This window comes from Streptomyces malaysiensis subsp. malaysiensis (genome assembly GCF_040653035.1).
Classification (GTDB): Bacteria; Actinomycetota; Actinomycetes; order Streptomycetales; family Streptomycetaceae; genus Streptomyces; species Streptomyces malaysiensis.
Genome location: NZ_JBEZNG010000027.1, coordinates 39,185 through 55,155 on the forward strand (window position 1 = coordinate 39,185; position 15,971 = coordinate 55,155).

Genomic DNA, 15,971 nt, shown 5'->3' on the forward strand with positions numbered 1-15,971 from the left:
GATGTCGTGCGACAACGGCTGCGCGCACCGTCTCAAGATATGACGGCCCGTCAGATTCAGGCAAGGGTCGCGGCGCGACCGCGCGGGCTGAGGTCAGCGACAGCGTGGGGCTCAGGTCAGGCCGCGGCACAGCAGCGCGTCCGGCCTCCCGGAGCTGCCCACCCGTGTGGTGAAGGCGATACCGGCGGCGTACTCACCGTCCGCGCACTGGCCCTTGTAGGCGCCGTTGGCGAAGTCGCCACCGGCCGCGTCGGCGGGCCGGTTGTCGGACCGGTCGAACCACACGGTGCGTCCCGTGGTGCCCAGCGGGGTGCGGGCCGGGGCGCACAGCGCGGCGGACACCCGGTCGCCGCGGCGGCTGTAGCCGATGAGGAACTGGTCCGAGGGGCACTGGAACTTGGTGTACCCGGAGGCCCAGTCGCCACCGGCGGGCACATACCGTTCGTCCGTGACGACCGTATGGGCGGTGCCGGGGGCGCGTGGATCGTCGGCGCCGACGTCGGTGCACAGTCCGCGCCCCGCGGTGTGGCTGAGGCCGATCAGCCGCAGCCCGTCGGGGCACACGGCCTTGTAGGCGCCCGGATCCCAGTCGCCCCGGCCCCGCTCGATCAGCGATTGCACATGGTCGCCGTGGTCGGTGACGAGCATGCGCCAGACGGGTACGGGGTCGACGGGCCCGGTGCGCTCGGGCCCGGTCATCAGCCGGTTCCAGGCGGTGCCGCGCCAGTCGGCCTGGTCCAGGATTCCGGAGCGGCGGCCCGCGGAGTCGTAGCGCAGCAGCGACCAGCCGTCGTGGCCTTCCCAGCCCACGAGTGGCCAGTAGGCGAAGTCGGCGTCGTGGTCGGCGAAGTAGTCGGTGATATTGGTGAACCAGGCGCGCGGGGTGGTGCCCGTCTCACCCGATCCGATGCCGAACTCGCTGATCCACACGGGTGCGGTGTAGTGCCGCCCGCTGTCCTCGGCGACGAAGAACGCCTGCTCGGTGAGGACCCGGTGGAGCTCCTCGCGGCTGAAATCCTGGTACCGGGGGTCGTGTGTTTCGCCCACGCCGGTGGCGCCGCTGTGGCGCGGTCCGGTGTATCCGTAGAAGTGGGCGGAGTAGACCAGCTTGTGGGAGTTCACCAGCGTGTGCGAGAGGGTGCGCGCGGGCGCCAGGGTGGGGCGCTCATGGGGCAGTCCGTCGACCGGCAGCCCGGTCCAGTTGATGCCCTCGATGACGATGAGGAGGTCGGGGTCGCCCTCGGTGAGGATACGGTCGGCGGCGCTCTGCGCGGCGGCGTACCAGTCGTGCTGATCGCCGAGACCCCAGTTGGGATCGTCCAGGATGTCGCGGCGCACCTCGTTGTAGAGGTCGGCGCCCACCACACCTGGATCGTCGGCGTAGCGGCGGGCCATGAAGACCCAGTCGTCGATCCACGCTTGCGTGGACTGGCCGCTGTTCCACCGCTCGTTGCCGTCGATGCCACAGCACCACCGGGTGGTGTTGGTGTGGTTGTTCAGGATGACGGCGAAGCCGTCCCGGCCGAGCGCGGACACCACCGCGTCGAAGATCTCCAGCGGTGTCTTTCCGCGCAGTTGGGCGTTGGCGGCCACGGCGCCGTCCGGGACGGGCGCCGTGGCGTGGATCATCTCGTTGGAGAACGGCAGCCGGATGCTGTTGACGCCGAGCCGGTGGAAGTCGGCGAGCAGCGTCGGCAGCGGGACTCGGTCCAGCCCGAGGGGTATGCCGAAGGAGTTCTGCCCGCCGTGGTGGTTGGCGGGATCGTCCACGCTGCCGCTTCCGGTCCACGACCCCTGTGCACCATCCCAGTTGGCCGACTTCAGCCGGAAGCGGTCGCCCTTGGCGTCGACGATGTACCGGCCACGGGTCGACAGCGGCGGCTGCCACGTATCGGCCGCCGGGGTGGTGGCGGAGGCGGCCGGGGACGTGGCGGAGGCCGTCCGCGCGGAGGGCTGTTGCGAGGCGGTGGCGACCGGCCCCGGCGCCGCGGCCAGCAGCGCGAGGACCGACACGAGTCCGGTCAGATACCTGAGTGATCTCCTGGTCGGCATGCGGCCTTCCCCTGGGTGAGCGATGGTGCCCGAACGCGGCTCCGCCGGACCCGGCGCGCCCGGGCACCATAGTGACCGCCGCTCACATCACCGTCCAGACGGCGGACGGTCAGCCGGGCCGCTCGACCACCAGCCGCGCACCCCGCGTTTCGGCGGACGAGGGTCCGGTCTCCAGCAGGAGCTCCCCGGGTTCGACGGCGAGGCCGAGGTCACGGGTGACCGAGGCGAGGGTTTCGGCGTCGATCTCGAACACGGCGTCGGCCTCCTCCCCCGGTCGCAGGGCGAGGCGGACAAAGCCGCGGAGCTCGCGGACACGGGGCCACGAGGAGCCGCCCGAGAGCCGCCGTACGTAGAGCTGGACCGTCTCGCGCACCGGCCGCTCCCCGGTGTTGCGCACGGTGACCCGGCAGGTCAGGGCGGGGTCGTCCGGGGTCACCCGGGTGCGGGAGAGCCGTGGTGGCGCGTAGCCGACCGTGGTGTACGACAGCCCGTGGCCGAAGGGGTACCGGGCGGTGGCGGGCTGGTCCACATAGCCCCGGTAGCCGTGGTCCTTGGCGTTGTAGAACACCGGAAGCTGGGCGGCCGACCGGGGGATCGACACCGGCAGCCGCCCCTCTGGCCCGGCCGCGCCGAACAGCACATCGGCGACGGCCCGTCCGCCCCACGGCCCCGGGTACCACGCGCTCAGTACCGCCGCGGCCGTGCCGGAGAGGTCGGGCAGGGCGTGCGGCCGGCCCTGGACCAGGACCACGACGACCGGCACACCGGTGGCCGCCACCGCGTCCAGAAGCGCCAACTGCCCATCGGGCAGGCGTGGATCGGCCAGGTCGACACCCTCGCCACAGGTCATACCGGTGGGTTCGGCCGACGTCACGATGGCCGCGCCATTGGTGTCGAAGGTGGTGTCGCCCGACCGTGCGCTGGACCCGCCCAGGACGAGTACCGCGATGTCCGCCGCTGCCGCCAGCTCGACGGCCCCGGGGACACCGGAGAGGTCGCCGCCGACCAGATCGCACCCCGGCGCGTGGGTGACCTCGGTGCCCGGCGGGGCGGCCGAGCGGATGCCGTCCAGGACCGTGGTGTGGTGGGAGCCGGGGCGCTGCGGAGCGGTGTAGTCGCCGATCTGCTGGGCGATGGAGTCGGCGTTCGGGCCGAGTACGGCGATCCGGCGGATCGACGGTGGCAGCGGGAGGACATCCCCGTCGTGGGCGAGCAGTGTGATGGACGCGCGGGCGATGCGTTCGCTCAGCTCGCGCGGGTCGGAGGGCCGGTCCACGGCAGGCGCGTAGGGCCGTTCGAAGAGCCCCAGGCGGAACTTCAGCGCCAGCACCCTGGCCACGGCGGTGTCCAGGGTCCGCTCCGCGACCAGCCCCCGCTCCACCGCCTCGCCCAGCCGGGGAAAGCAGTCGTCCCAGAGGCCGAGGTCGCATCCGGCGTTCAGGGCCAGGGCGCCCGCGGCCACCGGGTCGCCGGTGAGCCGGACCAGCCGGTCGACGGCGCCGCCGTCCGCCATCACGATGCCGTCGAACTCCAGCCGCCCCCTGAGGAGTTCGGTCAGCAGCGGCTCGCTGGCCACACACGGCAGACCGTCGAATTCGTTGTACGCCGCCATCACTCCTGCGGCACCGGCCCGCACCCCGGCCCGTGCCGCGGCCAGATGGATCTCGTGCAGTTCGCGGGCGCCCAGTTCGGTGGCCGCGCTGTTGCGCCCGCCGACGGTGGCCCCCTGTCCGGCGAAGTGCTTGAGCACGACGGCCACATCGGCCGTGCGCGCGCCCCGCACCAGCGCCTCGGTGAGCCGGGCCGCCAGGTACGGGTCCTCGCCGAAGCACTCCTCGGCGCGGCCCCAGCGCGGATCGCGCACCAGGTCGAGCGCGGAGACGAGCGCCACATGGCCGCCCCGCGCCCGTACCTCCGCGCCGACCGCGGCCGCCGCGGCCTCGTAGAGCTCCGGGTCCCAGGTGGCGCCGACGGCGAGGTTGACCGGCAACACGGTTCCGTCCAGGGCCTGGTGGCCGTGTGGAACCTCCTCCACGAGCAGCACCGGGATGCCCAGCCGGGAGTTCTCGATGACATGCCGCTGCACCGCGTCGGCGACCCGCGCACCGTCCGCCGCCGTGATGCCGTCGGCGAAGCCGACACCGGACCACGGGTCGGCCCGCTGGAGCCCGTACAGGGCCCCCATCCCGCCGTACGCGGCGACCTCGGAGCGGAAGGCGTCGGTGAGCCGGTGGCCGCCGCCGTCGCGCTCATAGGCGTGCCAGCCGTACATGCGCTGGTTGACCTGGCCGACCTTCTCGGTGAGCGTCATGCGCCCCAGCAGATCGCGGACCCGCTCCGCCACCGGCGCGGTGGGGTCGCGGTAACGGGGGCCGGTCACCTCAGCTCCAGGACACACACGCCGTACGGGTCGAGCGACACATCGGTGACCGGTTTGCCGGTGGCGAGGTCGTGCAGGGTGCCGTCGGCGGCCGGGCGGACACGGAGTTCGTCGGGGCTCTGGCTGACCAGCCATACGAAGCGCCGCCCGTCCTGGTGGACGAGGAGGTCCGCGCCGATGTGCGGGCTGTCGACCGTCACCGGACGGTGGACCCCGGCCACGTCGGCGAGCGCCGCGTACAGCCGGTGGGTCTCCTCGGGGTTGGCGCGCGCGGTGCGGGCGGCCATGTGCTCCAGGGGGTAGGTGGCCAGGACGGTGCGGCCCTGCCCGGTGTCGCGCACCAGCAGGGCGGGCCGCCCGTGGGCGTCGACGGCCACCACCCGGGCGTCACGCGGCACGACCGGCAGATAGGCCCGGCTGTCCTCGTTGCCCGCGACGGGGAAGCGCAGCGAGGTCCCGGCCGTCAGCCCGCCGAAGTCCTCGGTGAACGTCATCTCCAGGACGTCGTCCTCGATGGGCTCGGCGACACCGTAGGAGAGCTGGAGTTCGACGCCGAACAGCCCGTCCAGGTCGTCGAACCACGGGCCGCGGGTCGCGGGGTGCTCACCGGAGCAGAACGAGAGGTAGACGGTGGCGCCCTCGTGTGCGCGGCGTTGCAGCTCACGCCGGGTGCGCGTGGTGAGCTGGCGGGTGGCCGGGAGCAGATAGAGGGCCGCCTCGCCGGGCAGTCCGTCGGCCTCCCGGGTGAAGCCCACCGGCAGGTCGGCGGCGCGGGTGGCGACATAGCTCTGGTGCAGCGAGGTGAAGATCAGCGGCCGGTCGGCGGGCCTGCTGTAGGGGTAGCCGCGCTCCAGGAAGGCGGGCACCACCAGGGCCGCGTCCGCGTCAGCGCGTCGGCAGTGTGCGAAGTCCACGGCCTTCAACACCTCGGCGAACGCGGCGAGTTCGAGCAGCGGGGCCTTGGGGGCGCCGGTGCTGTCGGTGATGCCGAAGTGCATCTCGAAGGGGTGGTGGTCGTACGGCGGGCGGTCCCACAGATCGTCGTAGTCGGTGTTGTTCCAGGCGATCCAGCCGGTGGCCCCGCCGAGCAGGGAGTTGTGCAGGGTCTGCCGGTAGTGGACCGCCGCGTTGCGGTCGGACACGGTGTCCGTGGAGAGGCCGAACTCCTCCAGGACGACGGGCTGTTCGGTGACCGACGCCAGTTCGCACTCGAAGGCGGCGCGCAGATGCTGACGGGGCCGGTCGGTGTCCGAGCGGTACACATGCGGGCCCACGAAGTCCACGTACTCGGCGGTCTCGCGCAGCGAGAAACCGTTGTCGCGGCCGGTGACCTCGATGCCCCACGCGCCGTCGCCGAGGGAGACGGGCTGGGTGCCGCCGGCCGCCCGTACCGCGTTGCACATGGCCTGCGCCCAGGCCGTCACCACATCGGAGCTGGGCGGATCCACCTGGTAGATCCGGCCGTAGCCGGGCATCTCATTGGTGATGAGCCAGCCCGTGACCGCCGGGTGGTCCTTGAAGCGGCGGGTCATCTGGGACACGAACCACGCCTGGCGGCCGACCATCCACACGTCCTCGTAGAGGTCGCGGCCGCCGCGCCAGACGGGGTCCCAGTTCTCCCCCGACATATGTCCGACGATGAAGGTGGGCACGGTCCCCATGCCCGTCTCGCGGTGGGCGTCGAGGAAGTCGCGGAAGTGTTCGCACAGCGTCTCGTCGATGGTGTGGGGCTGCGGGTGGAAGTCGGGCCAGTAGAAGAACGACCGGGTCATCGTGAGGCCGTGCTCGCGCAGCACCCGCAGTTCCGCGCGGACCGTCGTCGGGTCGTAGTCGCGCCACATCAGGGGCCCGCCGGTGCGGGACCAGAAGTTGGCGCCGAGCCAGGGCAGGACGGCGGGGTGGTGGGTGAGCTGGGCGCTGTGGCGTCGCATGGTCCTTCTCGGATGTCGGTGGTACGGGGTGGGGGGTGCCCGGAACGGGTCCGGGGTTCATGCGGTCGGGGGTCAGCCGGGGGCGGGTCCGGTGGACTCGCGGACGACCAGCCGCGGCCGGTCGTCGAGCACCGTCTCCTCGACGTCCTCGCCGCAGCGTGCGAGGAGCAGCCGGGCGGCGGCCGCGCCGACCCGCTGCACCTGCTGGTCGACGGTGGTCAGCCGGGGGTACAGCCAGCGGCCGAGCGGCAGGTTGTCGTAGCCGACGACGGACAGGTCCTCGGGGACGCGCAGCCCACCGCGCCGGGCGGCGCCGATGCCGCACATGGCCATGGAGTCGTTGGCGTAGACGATGGCCGTGGCGCGGTCGTCGGCGTCCAGCAGGGCCTCGGTGGCGGCGACGGCGGACACTTCGGTGAAGTCGGTGTGCAGCACCGCGTAGGGTCGCAGGCCCGCCTGCCGGAGGGCCGTCTCGAAGACACCGCCGCGCAGCCGGGTGTGCTGGAGGTCGGCGGGGCCCGCCACATAGGCGATGCGCCGGTGTCCGAGCCCGATCAGATGGTGCACGACCTCCTCGACGGCGGCGCCCTGGTGGCGGAGGCCGATGCGCGGCACGGAGGCGGCGCGGTCGGGGGGACCGAGCAGCACCGCGGGCAGTCCGAGGCGGGCCAGCAGGGCGGGGCGCGGATCGTCGGCGCGGGCGTCGGTCAGCACGGCTCCGTCGACCCGGCCTTCGGCCGCGAGCCGCTTGTAGAGGGCGTTCTCCTCGTGTGCGCCGGCGACCAGGTGCAGCAGCAGACCGTAGCCACGGGGCGCCAGTTCGCCCTCGATACCGGTGATCAGCTCGCTGAAGTGCGGGTCCGCGCCGAGTACATCGGTGGGGCGCCTGACGACGAGGGCGAGGGTGCGGGTACGGGCGGAGCGCAGGGCGGCGGCGGACGCGCTCGGCGACCAGCCCAGGTCCGTCGCGGTGTCCAGGATGCGCCGTCTGGTCCGCTCCGACAGCCGGCCCTTGTCGTTGAACGCCTGGGACACGGCCGCGGTCGACACTCCGGCGGCGGCCGCCACCTGCTTGATGGTGGGCCGCCGGCCCGGCTTCGCCGTGGGCACGCTCACGCCTTCACCGCTCCGTTGACGAGTGCCTCCTGCATGCGCTTCTGGAGCACCGTGTAGACGATCCACACCGGGATGAGGGTCAGTACGGTGCCGGCGGTCAGGACACCGTAGTCGGTGCCGGTGATCGCCTTCAGGGTGGGCAGGGCCACCTGTACGGTGCGCTGTTCGGGGTCGGGGCCGATGATGACCAGCGAGTAGAGGTACTCGTTCCAGAAGGTGAGGAAGTTCAGGAGGAGCACGGTCGCGATACCGGGCAGGCACATCGGTATGTAGATGTGCCGCAGCACCGCGTAGGTGGACGCCCCGTCCATCCGGGCGGCCTCCTCCATCTCCCTGGGGATGGTCCGCATGAACTGCACCAGGATCACCACCGACAGCGGCATCGCGGTGGCGGGCAGGAGGAAGACCATGAACAGCCGGGTGTGGAACAGCCCGGTGGCGGCGGCGAGCAGAAACGTGGGGAAGAGCGCCGCGAACGTCGGGATCAGGAAGCCGAGCGAGAAGATCTTCTCCATCGCCGAGGCGAGCCGTCCCGTCGAGCGGGCGAGCGCGAACGCCGCGGGCAGCGCCAGCAGCAGGGTCAGCACCAGGGCGAGGACCGTCACCAGCGCCGAGTTGGCGACGGCCGTCCCCAGGTCGGCGCTGTCGTAGGCGGTGCGGAAGTTGCCGAAGCCGAACGACGACGGCAGCGCGAAGGGGTGGGCGAAGATCTCCTCGTTGCTCTTGAACGCGGAGGCGAGGAAGTAGTAGAGCGGCACGATCAGCAGCACCGCGTAGGTCCACACCAGCAGGTGTGCGGGCAGCCAGCGTTTGCCGAGTTTCATGGTGAGCCGCCTTCGATCAGTAGTTCTGGCGGAACGCGCGGCGGATGGTGAGCAGCCCGACGAGCCCGGCCAGGAAGAGGATGACGCCGACGGTCTGGCTGTAGCCCAGGTCGGCCGCGATGAACGCCTTCTGGTAGACGAGGAAGGACAGCGTCGTCGAGGAGCTGCCGGGACCGCCCTGGGTGAGCAGCAGCACATGCTGCGCCGAGCCGAAGAGCGTCCACAGGAATTGGAGCATGGTGACGACGCCGACGTAGTCGCGGATCACGGGGAAGTGGATGCGCCACATGGTCCGCCAGTGCCCGGCCCCGTCCAGCTGCGCCGCCTCGCCGAGGTCGTCGGGCACGCTGTCGAGGCGGGCGGCGAACAGGACGGCGGTGAAGCCGATGCCGCTCCATACGTCCAGGGCGATGAGGCAGGCCAGAGCGGTCGACGGCGAGGCGAGCCAGGCGTCGGTGAGCGAGCCGAGCCCCACCGACTGGAGCGCGCCGTTGGCCAGTCCGTCCGGCGACAGCGCCGCGTAGAACACCATCGCCTTGGCGGGGGTGGAGATCAGGCCGGGGATGAACAGCAGATAGCGGATGATCCGGTGTCCCGGCGGCTTCTGCGCCACGTAGTAGCCCAGCATGTAGGCGCATACGATCATGATCGGCAGCGCCACCGCCAGCTGGACGGCGGTGTTGCGCACCGCGTCCCAGAAGATGGGGTCGTCCAGGACCGTGCGGAGGTTGCCCAGACCGGCGAAGGACACCGGCTGGAGCATGCCGGGCCAGTGCAGGGCGGCGATCACGAAGATGGCGATCACCGGGCCGATCATGAAGATCGCGTACCAGACCAGCGCCGGGACGGCGAGGATCGTGCCGCCCTGCCGGGGTATCCGGGAACGGCCTGTGGCGGAGGGCGGAGCGGGCTGGCGGATCGCGGCCCCGCCCGGGGTCGACGTCAACGTCGTCATGAGGTGGCTCCCGTGGAGTCGGGCTCGGGAAATGAGCGAACGGGCGGGCGGTTCACGCGGAGCGGTACGCGGCTTCGAGCACGGCGCGGACCTTCGCGGCGCCGGTGCCGCGGGTGAAGGAGGTGCTGGTCGCGGTGATCAGCGGCTGGGCCGCGGCGGGCGGGACGTACACATCGGGCAGCAGCGCCTGGCCGACCTTCGAGCCCAGTTGCTGCGCGGCGGCCACGAGCGGGAAATCCGTGCTGACGACGTCGGAGCGCAGCGCCATGTCGCGGCCGCTCTCCTTGATGAACCGGGCGACGGTGTCGGGCCGGTACATGAAGCGCAGGAACTTCTCGACGGCCTCGATCTTCTTGGTGCCGTTGGGGCTGATCCAGAACCCGATCAGGGTGTAGGTGCGCAGGATGGTGGGCTTGTCGTGCACGGCGCCTTCGGCCAGCGGCCAGCCGCCCACCTCGGTGTGCCGGGCCACTGTGGGCGGCACCTTGGCGAGCGCCGACGACATGGCCGACTCGATCGCCGCCGCCCCCGTGTTGAACTGCGTGAACATCGTGTCCGCGATGAGGCCCTGCGCCTTGTCGGCGAAGACGCCCGCGTCGCGCAGCGTCACGAAGTACTCGATGCCCTCCCGGGCGCCCCTGCTGCCGAAGTCCCCCGTGGTGTAGGCGTGTTTGGCCTCGTCCTCGGTGAGAAACGTCTGGATGATCTGGGCGAGCAGCTTCTGCCCGGTCCAGTCGTTGCCACCGACGGTCACGGGCGCGATCCCCTTGGCGCGCAGCTTACGGGCCGCGGCGATCAGCTCATCGCCCGTGGCGGGTATCGCGTCGACGCCCGCCCGGTCCAGCAGGGCCCGGTTGAAGGCGATCGGCCAGTTGGTGGCGAAGTAGGGGAAGGCCCGCACCCGGCCCTTGTCGTCGGTCCACTCGGCCAGCGCCTGCGGGAGCACACGTGTCCGCAGCCCCCAGTCGTCCAGATAGCCCTTGACGTCGACCGTGGCGCCGACGTCCGTCCACGCCAGCGTCTTGTCGTAGAGGTTGACCATGACGACGTCCGGCTCCTTGCGGGCCAGCCGCGAGGTCTCGTAGACCTGCGCGAGGTCGTCGCCGTTGATGAGGTTCTTGACCTTGAGTCCCGGATTCTCCTTGCGGAACCGGTCGAGGGCCGCGAGGTAGGTGGGCGATCCCGGGGCGGTGGTGCCCAGCTGGCTGTGGACCACGAGCGTATCGGGATCGGAGTCCGCTCCGGTCAGGGCGGAGCAGCCGGACAGGCCGGGCAGGACGGTCGCGGCGGCGAGGCCGGAACCGGCGGCGAGGAAGCCGCGCCGAGTCAGCGGTGAGTGCACTGCGGGGTCTCCAACCAGGCGGTTAACGAGTGGTTAATCGATCTACCTCGAGGGTGTGAGGAATGTAGGAGCCACTTCGCCTCCGGTCAAGCCCTCGCCGGAGCGAAAAACACCGCACGCGCGCAACCCCACCCGTTCCGGAGAACGGATGGGGTGCGAACTGCCCACGACGGCACCGCGGACGGTCGACGGCGGGTCAGGGCACTTCCGGCGGAGCGCTTACTCCCAGGCCAGCCGTATCCGGGGGGCGGGGTCCGCCACCCGCGTCCAGGTCCGGGCGATGCGCATGGTCGTCCGGTGCGCGCTGTCGTACCGCGGCCAGCCGGGGTCGCCCGTCCTCGCGAACCGGATCCAGGTGGCGTGGACGCGGGAGGCGAGGTCGGCGGGCGGCTCGGCCGGGCCGAGGATCGCCTGGGGGCCGCGCAGCCCCGGCAGCCCGGTGCGGTCGAACACGAACGGCAGCTCCACGACGTGCGCGGCGCCGAGCCGGCCGTCCAGGGCCTCCGACCGCCAGGCGAACTCGTAGACGTGCGTACCCGACGAGGGGTGCCGGGCGTGGGCGGCCGCGAGCCGCCGCGTGCCCGCGCCGAACAGGGCGTCCGTCATGATGGCGGACCGCAGCCGGCCCGCGGACGCCCCGGGCCACCTCTGGCGGTAGACCTCCACCAGCTGCTCCGGGGCGGGGTGGGAGCGCGCCGCCGCGGCGAGGACGTCCTCCTCGGTCGAGGACGTCAGATGGCCCACCGGGGCCAGATAGAGATTGCCCTCCTCGGCGGTCGTGCCGAGCAGCAGATCGACGCCCGCGCCACGGCCGGTGGCCACGGCCTCGGCCGGCTGCTGGTCCAGGACGAGGCTGAACGCGCTCAGACCGATCAGCGGATCGACGTGTCCGTCCGCCGTGAGATCGATGCCGGCGAGTCGGGGCATGGCCTCGACGAAGCGCTCGTCGGGGACCCGCGCCAGCGCCTCGGCGGTCGGGGCGGTCCCCAGAACCTGGGCGAGTGCCCGCGTGACCCGGCCGGCCTGGGCGGGGGTGAACGCCCCCAGGCCGCTGCCGCTCTGGATGATCGCCCGCTGGAGGAGACCCTCGGCCCGTGGGTCGGCCACCACCGCGCCCACGATCGTGGCACCCGCCGACTGGCCGAAGAGCGTCACCCGGGACCGGTCGCCGCCGAACGCCGCGATGTTCTCCCCGACCCAGCGCAGAGCCGCGATCACATCCAGCAGGCCCCGGTTGTCGGGCGCGTCGGGCAGATGCAGGAAACCGGGCACCCCCAGCCGGTAGTTGAGGGTGACCAGGACGACGCCGTCTCGGGCGAAGGCGGTGCCGTCGTAGAGCTCCGACCGGGTGGACCCCGCCACGAAGCCGCCGCCGTGCACGAACACCATCACGGGCAGGTCGTCGCGTGTGGTGTCGGGTGTCCAGACGTTCACCGCGAGGTAGTCCTCGCCCCGGACCCAGCCCTGCCCGAAGTACGGGGACATGTCGAGGTGGCCGAACGCGTCGCGCCTCGGCTGCGGTGCCGTGGGGCCCGCGACCGTGGCATCCCGGACACCATCCCATGGCGGATGCGGCTCCGGCGGGGCGAATCGGGCGGCGCCCCGTGGCGGGGCGGCGTAGGGGACATGGCGGAAGACGGTGGCGTGCTCCTCCCGGCGGCCGCGGACCGCGCCATGGGTGGTCATCACTTCGGGGGCGATGGTGTTCGTCATGCGTGGGGTGCCTCTTCCTCGGTATCGCCGCGGTCCGCCCGTCACAGACGGGCGAAGGCCGCCCATTCCTTGATGGCGAAGGTGCCGCCGTCGCGCCGCACCTCCGCGGCGCCATGGCCGCCCAGATGGGCCGGGAAGACCAGGGCGTTCTCGTCGGCCGCCCGGCCGAGGACCCGGCGGCGGGTGGCGCGGGATTCGGCCGGGTCCTCGCAGAAGCAGCTGTTGGTGTCGGGATGCGGGATCTGCACCGGGCTGTGCAGCAGGTCCCCCACGAAGAGCGCGCGATCGCCCCGGGATTCGAGGGCGAGCACCGAGGATCCCGGGGTGTGTCCGGGGGCGAGTTCCAGACGCAGATTGGCGTCGATGTCGAAACTGCCGTCCCACATTCGCGCCCGGCCCGCTTCCTGGATGGGCGCGACGGAATCCTCGAAGACGTTCTGGTTGCCCCTGCCGAGCAATGGCTTGTGGCCATTCTCCGGATTCCAGAACTCGAAGTCGCGCTCGGGGATGAGATAGGTGGCGTTCGGGAATGTCGGAACCCACTGCCGACCGTCGAGGCGGGTGTTCCAGCCCACGTGGTCGACGTGCAGATGTGTGTTGATCACGATGTCGACGTCCTCGGGCCGCACCCCCGCCCTGGCGAGATTCCCCAGGAAGTCGGTGTTCAGATAGCTCCACACCGGTGAGTAGGGCCGGTGCTTGTGGTTGCCCACACCGGTGTCGACGAGGATGGTCCTGCCCTCGCTGCGCAGGACCCAGGTCTGAATCGCGGACCGCACGATATCGGTGCCCGCGTCGTAGAAGTCCGGGGCCAGCCAGGACGCGTTGTCCTCCCAGACCTCCGCCGCGCTGTCCGGGAAGAAGGTCCGGGACGTCAGGTCGACAGCTCCGTAGAATTCCTCGACGCGTGTGATGGTGACATCGCCCAGCGTTATCTGCCGCATGAAATTTCGCCTTGTCCATCGAAAAACCGATTGCGGCAGAATCCTCATCGGAATGACCCATGGACGGTATCCGTCATCTGACTGCACCTGCCGTACGGGGCGTCGGGCCGGTGCCTCCAGGATGCTCGCCACGGCCGATAACACATCACCACCGCTCCGAAAACTTTTCGGAGCCCAGTACGAAGAGATCCTCTTTACAGCCACAGGACATGCGCACACGCCATAGATCCGCAGCTCAGAGGCGAATCGACGGAAGCGCCGATGAAGACTTCTACCGGAATCATTCCGGAAAGAAGCGTTGACGTTACGTCAGCCGCGCAGCATACTCCGCATCGATCGCTGCCCATCGGCACACCACTGCCACCACCCGCCCACCGGCCCCCGGGCGGGTCGGCAGGCCCGCGAAAAAGTGCACCCCCAGCACGGCCGGACGATCCGCTCGACAGCGTTCGGCCCCCGAAGAAGGGACAGCAATGGTCATCGACTCCTGTCAGGAACGCGCGGAAAGGCGTTTCCGCTTACCCGTCCGGAGGGCGCTCAGCCTCGGTGTCGTCGGCTTGCTCACCGCCGCCGGTGTTCTGACCCTGTCCGGTCCCGCCAACGCCGCGAGCACCCTCGGTGGCGCGGCGGCGGCCAAGGGCCGGTACTTCGGTGCCGCCGTGGCCGCCAACCACCTGGGCGAGTCCCAGTACGCCGCCACGCTGGACACCGAGTTCAACGCCGTCACACCCGAGAACGAGATGAAGTGGGACGCCGTCGAGAGCTCCCGCAACTCGTTCAACTTCTCCAGCGCCGACCAGATCGTCGGCCACGCCCAGGGCAAGGGCATGAAGATCCGCGGCCACACCCTGGTCTGGCACTCCCAACTGCCCGGCTGGGTAGGCGGTTTGAACGCCACCGACCTGCGCTCGGCGATGAACAACCACATCACCAAGGTGATGCAGCACTACCAGGGCAAGATCTACGCCTGGGACGTGGTCAACGAGGCGTTCCAGGACGGCAACAGTGGCGCCCGGCGCAGCTCGCCGTTCCAGGACAAGCTGGGCAACGGCTTCATCGAGGAGGCGTTCCGCACCGCGCGTGCGGCCGACCCCAACGCCAAACTCTGCTACAACGACTACAACACCGACGGTCAGAACGCGAAGAGCAACGCGGTCTACAACCTGGTCAAGGACTTCAAGGCCCGCGGGGTGCCGATCGACTGCGTGGGCTTCCAGTCGCACTTCAACAGCCAGTCCCCGGTCCCGAGCGACTACCAGCAGAACCTCCAGCGCTTCGCCGACCTCGGCGTGGATGTGCAGATCACCGAGCTGGACATCGAGGGCTCCGGTTCGGCCCAGGCCGACAACTACCGCCGTGTCACACAGGCGTGCCTGGCGGTGTCCCGCTGCACCGGCATGACCGTATGGGGCATCCCCGACAAGTACTCATGGCGTGCCAGCGGCACCCCGCTGCTGTTCGACGACAACTACGGCAAGAAGCCCGCCTACCAGGCGGTGCTCACCGCGCTGGGCGGCACCGGCGGTGGCGACGACGGTGGCGGTGGCGGTGGCAGGACGTGCACCGCGACGTACTCCGAGACACAGCGGTGGGGCGACCGCTTCAACGGCCAGGTGACGGTGCGGGCCGGATCCTCCGCCATCAGCGGCTGGACGGTGACGGTGACCGTGCGTTCCGCCCAGAGCGTCTCCACGACCTGGAACGGCAGCCCTAGTTGGGACGGCAGCGGCAAGGTCATGACGATGCGGCCCAACGGCAACGGCAACCTAGGCGCCGGAGCGACCACCAGCTTCGGCTTCACGGTGATGGCGAACGGGGACTGGTCGGCCCCCGCCGTCGGCTCGTGCACCGCCTCCTAACCGACCGGCAGGCGACGACACCCGCACTTCAGGAGGGAATATGACCGGACGAAGAAAGGCCGGCGGAAACCGCCTGCGGATCGCGCTCGTGGCCGCGGCCACGGCCGCCCTGGCGGCCTTCTCCGCCGCACCGTCCCCGGCGGCCACGCCCGGCGCGGCGGGCACCGACACCGCCTGGGCCGACTGCCCGAACGGATACGTGGGTCTGACGTACGACGACGGGCCGAATCCGTCGTCGACACAGGCCCTGCTCAACGCCCTGCGGGCGGGCGGCGCGAAGGCCACATTCTTCATCTGGGGGCAGCACGCCGAGCAGTACCCGGATCTGCTCAGGGCCGAGCAGTCGGCGGGCATGTGGATCGCCAATCACACCACCACGCATCCCCATCTCACCCAGATCGGCGAACCGGCGGCGTACAACGAGATCGCGGGCACCCAGAACACCATCCGGCGCATCACCGGACAGACGCCCACGCTGTTCCGGCCGCCGTACGGGGAGACCAACGCCCAGGTCAAGGCCGATGAGGCCCGTCTCGGGCTGACCGAGGTGCTGTGGAACGTGGACTCCCAGGACTGGAACGGGGCCGGCACCCAGCAGATCGTCCAGGCCGCCGCCACCATGCGGGCGGGCAGCATCATCCTCATGCACGACGGCGGTTACCAGACCACCGTCGCCGCCGTGCCGCAGATCCTCAGCGGGCTCGCGGCACGGGGGCTGTGCCCCGGCAGGATCACGGCCGGAGCGGGCGGCGGGGCGGTCGTCACGGCGCCCTGAGCACCGCGCCCTGAGCACCGCGTCCGAGTGCGCTCCCATGCTCACGCATCGCCGGCGCCCATGTGTTCGCCACCGCGACA

At 71.0% G+C, this 15,971-nt stretch carries 11 protein-coding genes; 2 read left to right on the forward strand and 9 right to left on the reverse strand.

Features of this window, described 5'->3' with window-relative positions; genetic code table 11:
* Positions 1–111: 111 nt before the first annotated feature.
* From AB0E24_RS37060 to AB0E24_RS37100, 9 genes are all read right to left on the reverse strand, one after another.
* Complete coding sequence (locus AB0E24_RS37060) at positions 112–2,052, reverse strand: glycoside hydrolase family 5 protein (protein ID WP_359383874.1); 1,941 nt, start codon at positions 2,050–2,052, stop codon at positions 112–114.
* A 109-nt stretch (positions 2,053–2,161) separates the two neighbouring features.
* Positions 2,162–4,432: a glycoside hydrolase family 3 N-terminal domain-containing protein gene (locus AB0E24_RS37065; RefSeq protein WP_359383877.1), complete on the reverse strand. Its 2,271-nt coding sequence runs from the start codon at positions 4,430–4,432 to the stop codon at positions 2,162–2,164.
* On the reverse strand, positions 4,429–6,363 hold the full coding sequence (locus AB0E24_RS37070) for a cellulase family glycosylhydrolase (protein WP_359383879.1): 1,935 nt from the start codon (positions 6,361–6,363) through the stop codon (positions 4,429–4,431). Before AB0E24_RS37070 ends, AB0E24_RS37065 begins: the two co-directional genes overlap by 4 nt.
* Before the next feature lie 72 nt (positions 6,364–6,435).
* Positions 6,436–7,479, reverse strand: a complete 1,044-nt coding sequence (locus AB0E24_RS37075) for a LacI family DNA-binding transcriptional regulator (protein ID WP_079259731.1) — start codon at positions 7,477–7,479, stop codon at positions 6,436–6,438.
* Entirely contained in the window at positions 7,476–8,303 is an 828-nt protein-coding gene (locus AB0E24_RS37080; RefSeq protein ID WP_069867456.1) for a carbohydrate ABC transporter permease, read from the reverse strand. The genes AB0E24_RS37075 and AB0E24_RS37080 overlap by 4 nt, the downstream gene beginning before the upstream one ends.
* A gap of 16 nt (positions 8,304–8,319) precedes the next feature.
* Positions 8,320–9,258: a carbohydrate ABC transporter permease gene (locus AB0E24_RS37085; RefSeq protein ID WP_079259729.1), complete on the reverse strand. Its 939-nt coding sequence runs from the start codon at positions 9,256–9,258 to the stop codon at positions 8,320–8,322.
* Positions 9,259–9,310: 52 nt separating this feature from the next.
* On the reverse strand, positions 9,311–10,600 hold the full coding sequence (locus AB0E24_RS37090) for an ABC transporter substrate-binding protein (protein ID WP_347234389.1): 1,290 nt from the start codon (positions 10,598–10,600) through the stop codon (positions 9,311–9,313).
* 219 nt (positions 10,601–10,819) lie between these two features.
* Complete coding sequence (locus tag AB0E24_RS37095) at positions 10,820–12,313, reverse strand: carboxylesterase/lipase family protein (RefSeq protein ID WP_359383884.1); 1,494 nt, start codon at positions 12,311–12,313, stop codon at positions 10,820–10,822.
* 41 nt (positions 12,314–12,354) lie between these two features.
* On the reverse strand, positions 12,355–13,257 hold the full coding sequence (locus AB0E24_RS37100) for an MBL fold metallo-hydrolase (protein ID WP_359383887.1): 903 nt from the start codon (positions 13,255–13,257) through the stop codon (positions 12,355–12,357).
* A gap of 473 nt (positions 13,258–13,730) precedes the next feature.
* Between AB0E24_RS37100 and AB0E24_RS37105 the strand changes: the two genes are divergently transcribed.
* A complete protein-coding gene (locus AB0E24_RS37105) occupies positions 13,731–15,116 on the forward strand; it encodes a glycoside hydrolase family 10 protein (RefSeq protein ID WP_167505003.1) in 1,386 nt (461 codons plus the stop codon).
* Between the two features lie 40 nt (positions 15,117–15,156).
* Positions 15,157–15,891 (forward strand): polysaccharide deacetylase family protein, encoded by a 735-nt coding sequence (locus tag AB0E24_RS37110; RefSeq protein ID WP_069867462.1) that lies wholly within the window; start codon positions 15,157–15,159, stop codon positions 15,889–15,891.
* The last annotated feature ends 80 nt before the right edge of the window (positions 15,892–15,971 follow it).

Coding starts and splice junctions, on each gene's coding strand:
- AB0E24_RS37060 (WP_359383874.1), bottom strand. CDS start 2,052: ATGCCGACCAGGAGATCACTCAGGTATCTGACCGGACTCGTGTCGGTC.
- AB0E24_RS37110 (WP_069867462.1), top strand. CDS start 15,157: ATGACCGGACGAAGAAAGGCCGGCGGAAACCGCCTGCGGATCGCGCTC.
- AB0E24_RS37100 (WP_359383887.1), bottom strand. CDS start 13,257: ATGCGGCAGATAACGCTGGGCGATGTCACCATCACACGCGTCGAGGAA.
- AB0E24_RS37105 (WP_167505003.1), top strand. CDS start 13,731: ATGGTCATCGACTCCTGTCAGGAACGCGCGGAAAGGCGTTTCCGCTTA.
- AB0E24_RS37080 (WP_069867456.1), bottom strand. CDS start 8,303: ATGAAACTCGGCAAACGCTGGCTGCCCGCACACCTGCTGGTGTGGACC.
- AB0E24_RS37095 (WP_359383884.1), bottom strand. CDS start 12,313: ATGACGAACACCATCGCCCCCGAAGTGATGACCACCCATGGCGCGGTC.
- AB0E24_RS37070 (WP_359383879.1), bottom strand. CDS start 6,363: ATGCGACGCCACAGCGCCCAGCTCACCCACCACCCCGCCGTCCTGCCC.
- AB0E24_RS37085 (WP_079259729.1), bottom strand. CDS start 9,258: ATGACGACGTTGACGTCGACCCCGGGCGGGGCCGCGATCCGCCAGCCC.